Origin of the sequence: Hymenobacter rubripertinctus, assembly GCF_003583925.1 — a bacterium.
In the GTDB taxonomy this organism is placed as follows: domain Bacteria; phylum Bacteroidota; class Bacteroidia; order Cytophagales; family Hymenobacteraceae; genus Hymenobacter; species Hymenobacter rubripertinctus.
In genome coordinates, this window is the sequence record NZ_QYCN01000093.1 from 1 (window position 1) to 1854 (window position 1854).

Consider the following 1854-nt stretch of genomic DNA (forward strand, 5'->3'; position numbering starts at 1 on the left):
GAAGGCCTACTACTCGCACCGCACCTGGCCCGAGCTGAGTGCGGCGGGCGGGGCCGAGCTGCTGAGCGTGGCCTACTACGACGGCTACGACTTCGACCAGGACGGCACGGCCGACGCGGCCTACCAGCCACCGACGGCCGCCGAGCTGGGCTGCCAGCCGGGCGAAGTGCCGGCGGTGGACCCGCGGGTCACGGGCCAGCTCACGCGCAGCCTGACGAGGGTGCTGGGACGGGCCGCAATGGCATCGGACGCCTGGCTGGTGAGCACGAGTTTCTTCGATGAGCGGCTGCGCCCGATCCAGGTGCAGAGCACGAATGCGCTGGGCGGCACCGACGTGGCGAGCACGCGCTACGACTTCGCGGGGCAGGCCCTGGCCTCCTATGCCACGCACCAGGCCCCGAACCAGCCCACGCGCCACGTGCGCGAGCAGCGGGCCTACGATACGGGGGGGCGGTTGCTGACGGTGACCCAGGAGCTGGAGGGTGCCCCGGCGCAGGTGCTGGCCCGCCACACCTACAATGAGCTGGGCCAGTTGGCGAGCAAGCAGCTGGGCGGTACTCTGAGCGCCGCCGCCAACGGGGGCGGGGCGGTGGCCGTGCCGCTGCCGGGCAGCGGGCCGCGGGCGTTGCAGACGGTGGACTTCCGCTACAACATCCGGGGCTGGCTGACCAACATCAACGACATCGACAACCCCACGCCGGCCGACGGAGACCTGTGGAGCTTTGCCCTGAGCTACGCGTGTGGTTTCGGGGAGAACCAGTACAACGGCAACATCGCCGGGCAGCGCTGGCGGGCAGCATCGGATAACATAGAGCGGGCCTACGGCTACCGCTATGATAAGCTCAACCGCCTCTTGCAGGGCGACTTCTTGGCCCGCACGAGCCCGACGGGCAACTGGGGGGCGGAGCGGGGCAACTACCGTTTCTGGGCGGCCAGTTACGACGCGGGCGGCAACCTGCTCACGCTCCGCCGCCGGGGCCTGGTGGCTTCGGCCTCGCGCACGGCAGCGGCGCAATACGCCGAGACCGACAACCTGCGCTACCGCTACCAGCCGGCCAGTAACAGCGCCGAGCCCAGCAGCAACCGCCTGCTGCGGGTGGACGATCTGGCTCCCGCCGCCACGGCCTTCGGAGCCAAGCTGCCCGCCCGCCCCGACTTTTCGGACGGGCCGACCAGCGGGGCCAGCACGCCCGACTACGCGTACGATGCGGCGGGCAGCCTGACGAGCGACGCCAACAAGGGCATCCGCCAGATCAGCTACAACTATCTGCACCTGCCCGAGCGGCTGGAGTGGGCCAACGGCAACGTGCTGGAGTACACGTATTCGGCCGCCGGGCAGAAGGTCAGCAAGCGGGCCACCGAGGCCGGCAAGCCCACGGGCGTGCGCACGGATTACGTGGGGCCCTGGCAGTACGAGCGCGACTCGCTGCGCTGGCTGAGCCACGCCGAGGGGCGGGCCTTGTACCTGTACCCCCGGGATCCGGCGGGGCAGGTCAGCACCAAGGTGCAGTACGAGTACGTGCTCAAGGACCACCTGGGCAACTTGCGGGTGGCCTTCCACCCCGGCGAGCGGAAGAGCTACTACGCCGGGCTCGACTCCAACCCCGACCAGACGCGGCGCGAGCAGCACGCCTTCGATTCGGTGAGCGTGTCGGCGCCGATCCGGCGGGTGGTGGGCATGCAGTTCGCCCACTCCGGCGACGGCGTGGCCCTGCTCAACGCGGGCGGCGCTGCCCCGCAGCCGCTGGGGCCGTTGAAGCAATTGAGTGTGGCCAAAGGCGACACGGTGGACGTGGTGGCGTACGGGATGTATCAGCAGCCGGCGCAGGCCAACTGGAGCTTCTCGCTCGCGAG

Annotated in this window: 1 protein-coding gene; it reads left to right on the top strand. The window is 70.3% G+C overall.

Going from position 1 to position 1854, the window contains the following annotated elements:
• Window positions 1-1854, top strand: a 1854-nt coding sequence (locus D0T11_RS22830; protein WP_449547924.1) for a hypothetical protein, incomplete at both ends; no start/stop codon positions are given.